At 28.3% G+C, this 4,434-nt stretch carries 3 protein-coding genes and 1 pseudogene; all 4 read right to left on the minus strand.

Translation table 11 applies throughout. From position 1 onward, the window contains the following. Positions 1–189 precede the first annotated feature (189 nt). A pseudogene (locus KQI16_RS10715) lies at positions 190–447 on the minus strand (transposase); the annotation flags it as partial. Between the two features lie 450 nt (positions 448–897). Beyond that, on the minus strand, positions 898–2,508 hold the full coding sequence (locus KQI16_RS10720; RefSeq protein ID WP_216434310.1) for an ABC-F family ATP-binding cassette domain-containing protein: 1,611 nt from the start codon (positions 2,506–2,508) through the stop codon (positions 898–900). A gap of 329 nt (positions 2,509–2,837) precedes the next feature. Further along, positions 2,838–3,269 carry a Dps family protein gene (locus KQI16_RS10725; RefSeq protein ID WP_216434312.1) on the minus strand — a complete coding sequence of 144 codons (432 nt, stop codon included), beginning with the start codon at positions 3,267–3,269 and terminating at the stop codon, positions 2,838–2,840. A 225-nt stretch (positions 3,270–3,494) separates the two neighbouring features. Then, entirely contained in the window at positions 3,495–4,148 is a 654-nt protein-coding gene (trhA, locus tag KQI16_RS10730; RefSeq protein WP_286173074.1) for a PAQR family membrane homeostasis protein TrhA, read from the minus strand. Positions 4,149–4,434 lie beyond the last annotated feature (286 nt).

The following is a 4,434-nucleotide window of genomic DNA, read 5'->3' on the forward strand; positions in this document are numbered from 1 at the left end:
CTTGAAACTCCATATTTTCTTGCTAAGTCACTATAGTTTGGTTTCATATTTAAGCACCTCAAAATGTTCAGTTCTGCCTTTATTGTTTCTATCATGCTAATTACCTCCTTACGTCGGAGATAATTATACTATTTCATTTGCAATTCTGTTAAGTTTTATATTTGTAATCTTGTTAATTTTTATTTTAGCATTAATACTTTGGACGGGTTTAATAAGCTTGTTATATTTATATTTGTAGTACTCTAGGAGCAATATATAATCAACTTTTTCAAATCTAATGATCTTAGGCAGTTTGTCTACTTTGAACTTTTGATATTCCGGGCTATTTGAGTCATCAAATGCCATTTGCTTAAGTGGAATATACTTTGAAATAAATAGAACTAATTGAAAAATAATATTAAGTAAGTATTGATTATAAGTAATTAAATAAGTTATAATTAAATCCATAATAACGACAACCTTTCGTGTATGTTTTTGTTTTGTGGTGATTCAATAATAACATGAAATTAGGGGGTCGTTGTTTTTTTATAAAAAAACTTGCGAAACCTTGACATATAAAGATTTTAAAAAGAAAAATAGTGTAAAGACTTTACGCTAACAGCAGAAGGTAGGGAGTTAAATTATGGAGAGCGTGAATATAAGGATAAGCTTGGATATGGAAGTAGCCTTAAAGAGCTCATTAGAAGATATATTAGAGAATTAGAAATAATTTAATTATTTTTAGAATTCACTAAAGTTGAATTTAGCGAAATAATTAATATACCTTTGGTTTATTAGAATCTATTAAAATATAGAAGGATTAGTCAAAATGAAGAATATAAAATAGAGGGATGTAAACTACACCCCTCTATTCATGATTTTTATTTATCCTGAAACTTGAATTCTACTTGTCACCTGTTATTTTGTTTTTCCTGAGAATTCTAAGTATTCATCATAAGTCATTACCCTATCCACTATTGAACCATCTTCTTTAATATCAATGATTCTATTTGCAATAGTTTGAACAAATTGATGGTCGTGAGATGAGAATAATACAACACTCTTGAAATCTTTTAATCCATTATTTACTGCAGTAATTGATTCTAGGTCTAAGTGGTTTGTAGGTTGATCTAGAATTAATACATTAGCTGTGGATAGCATCATTCTAGATAACATACATCTAACTCTTTCTCCACCAGATAAAACCTTAGCTTTCTTTAAAGCTTCTTCTCCTGAGAATAACATTCTTCCAAGGAAACCTCTTAAGTATGATTCTGATTGTTCTTCTAAGGTATTACCAGCATATTGTCTTAGCCATTCAACTAAGTTTAATTCACAGTTTTCAAAGAACTCCGTATTATCTTTAGGGAAGTAAGAAGTTGTTATTGTAATTCCCCACTTATATTCCCCTGCATCAGGTTCCATTTCTCCAGTAATTATTTTAAATAGTGTTGTAATAGCAATATCATTGTCACCAATAAAGGCAATCTTATCATCTTTATTAACTCTAAAACTTACATTATCTAAAACCTTAACTCCATCAATAGTTTTTGTTAAACCTTCAACTACAAGAATATCGTTACCTACTTCTCTTTCAGGTTTAAATCCAACGAAAGGATATCTTCTGCTTGATGGCTGGATATCTTCTAATGTTATTTTTTCTAATAATTTTTTACGAGAAGTTGCTTGTTTAGATTTTGAAGCATTAGCACTAAACCTTGCAATAAATTCTTGTAATTCCTTAATCTTTTCTTCCTTCTTTTTATTTTGTTCTTTAGCCATTTTTAATGCTAATTGGCTTGATTCATACCAGAAGTCATAGTTACCAACGTAGAATTTAATTTTTCCAAAGTCAACGTCAGCCATTACTGTACATACAGTATTTAAGAAATGTCTATCGTGAGATACAACTATTACTATACCTTCAAAATCTAAAAGGAAATCTTCTAGCCAGTTAATTGCCTTTAAATCTAAACCGTTAGTAGGCTCGTCTAAAATTAATATTCCAGGATTCCCAAATAATGCTTGAGCTAAAAGAACTTTTACCTTATCACTTTCAGCTAATTCAGACATTTTTTTATAATGCATATCTGTTCCTATGCCTAGCCCTTGAAGTAATGATGAAGCATCTGATTCAGCTTCCCATCCATTCATATCAGCAAATTCACCTTCAAGTTCAGCTGCTTTTATTCCATCTTCTTCTGAAAAGTCTGCTTTTGCATAAAGGGCATCTTTTTCCTTCATTATGTCATATAATCTTTTGTTACCCATTATTACTGTTTCTAAAACTTCATATTCATCAAAAGCATAGTGGTCTTGTTTTAAAACAGACATTCTTGTATTAGGATCAATATGAACTTCCCCAGTGTTTGGTTCAATTTCTCCAGATAGAATTTTTAAGAAAGTACTTTTACCGGCGCCGTTTGCACCAATAACACCATAACAGTTACCAGGTGTAAACTTTAAGTTTACATCTTCAAATAGCTTACGACCGCCAAATCTTAAACTTACGTTTGATACAGTTATCACTAAAACAACCTCATTTCTATATTATTCATTTCGTTATTATATCATATAAGTTAACATATTTTCATCTAAAGGTAAAACAAATATTAATAAATTTTCTTGGAAAAAGAGGAAGGGAGAATATTTGGTGATAATTTCTAAAAATATATAGTTAATTACAAGAGTAATGAACTAAGCTCCTATATTGACATTTATAGTTTCTTTTGTTTTATTAACTGGAGTTTCATATTTGCTAATTAGGAAAATGATAGTCAAGGAAAAATAATAAATTCAATAAAAAAGAGAAATTATATAGAGGCTATAAGACCTTTAATAATCTCTCTTTTTTTCCGCTATTTAGTCATTGCAGATAGCATCCAAAGATTTTTATTATAATCTTTAATATGGTCTTCCATTTCAGCAACAATTTCAAAATCTCCAGCTTGATCAGCTAAGGCTCTAATGTTTAATGCTAGATTCTTCATAAGCTGCAAATCAGCTATTACAATATCTAAAACTTCTTTAGTTGAGAAATCAACATTTTCAGCTAATTCTTTTACAGTTGCAATTTCTAAATAAGTTTTTAATGAAGCAGCAGGATATTCTCCTCTAATTTTTAATAATTCGGCAACTTCATCATATAGCTTAAAATATGCATCATATAATCCTTCTGTAAATTCGTGAATAGCCTTAAATTGTTCGCCAACAACATTCCAGTGTAAATTGTGAAGTTTAACATTAAGAACTGCTAAATTAGCAAGATATTGATTAAGTTCTTTTTTCATAAATTTCTCCTCCTTTTACATGTATAATTCATCTATATTATTCTGCACTCTTTACATTCTTTCTATGTATTAATATTAGCATTATATAAATCAAAAGTCAATGTAATTAATAAAGAAAATCAATATCAAATAATAATTATTATTTTTTAATTGAATATATACTTAAATAAATAATGTACAAGGAAGGATTACTATCTTCATTGTACATTATTTATTATAAAGTTTTTATATTATATAAAAGAAAACAGATATAAAGTGGCAAAGGCTTCCTAACATTATAAATATATGAAATATTTCATGAAAGCCAAATAGGCCGAATTTCATTTTTTCAGGTTTTAGTCCGTAAATTATTCCTCCTATTGTATATAAAACTCCTCCAATAATTAAGAATAGTAAACTAGAAAATCCCAAAACATTTGATAAAGGTTTTATTAAAAAGGCAGCAGCCCAGCCTAAAGCTATATATAGGGTAGTTTGCAGCCATCTAGGAGAATTAAACCAAAGAAGTTTAAATATTATGCCTAAAAGTCCTAGTGATGAAATTATTATAAAGAACAAAGTACCTTTAAAATCCTCTAATGCTATTAAGCAATAAGGGGCATAGGAGCCTGCAATTAAAACAAAAATCATTGAATGATCTAATTTTCTTAGGGTTAGAATAACATTTTCTTTACATTTTACCCCATGATAAGTTGAAGAAGTTAAATATAGCAGACATAAGCTTACTCCGAATATTACTAGTGCTGAAATTCCTTTTCCATTTAGCCCGTTAATTATTCCTTTGACAGTCATTAAAATTAAAGCAATAAGAGATAAAACAAAACTTATTCCATGAGTTAGACAATTTACAGGTTCTCTTAATTTAGTTATTGATTTCATTATAAAATATCCACCTCTCAATATATAGTTTTAAAAACTACGTATTATTATAGTAATATTAACTATTATATTTATGAATGTCAAAGCTTCTATAAATTAATAATGACTAATTTTTCTTATTTTTATTCACTTATCTTGAAATATCTCAGGCTTTCTAGTATATTTAAATATATAAATCGCAACAAGTAGTTTTTGAAACTATGTGGAGGAAGTTATGGATACAAAGGAATTAATGGAGCTATTTAATAGTTTAAATTTAAATAAGCAAATATCTTTAGAGGAGTTA

This window comes from Caproiciproducens sp. MSJ-32 (assembly GCF_018918055.1).
Classification (GTDB): Bacteria; Bacillota; Clostridia; order Clostridiales; family Clostridiaceae; genus Clostridium.

Excerpts from the sequence above, each read along its gene's own strand:
- trhA (WP_286173074.1), bottom strand. The coding sequence starts at position 4,148 with ATGAAATCAATAACTAAATTAAGAGAACCTGTAAATTGTCTAACTCAT.
- KQI16_RS10725 (WP_216434312.1), bottom strand. The coding sequence starts at position 3,269 with ATGAAAAAAGAACTTAATCAATATCTTGCTAATTTAGCAGTTCTTAAT.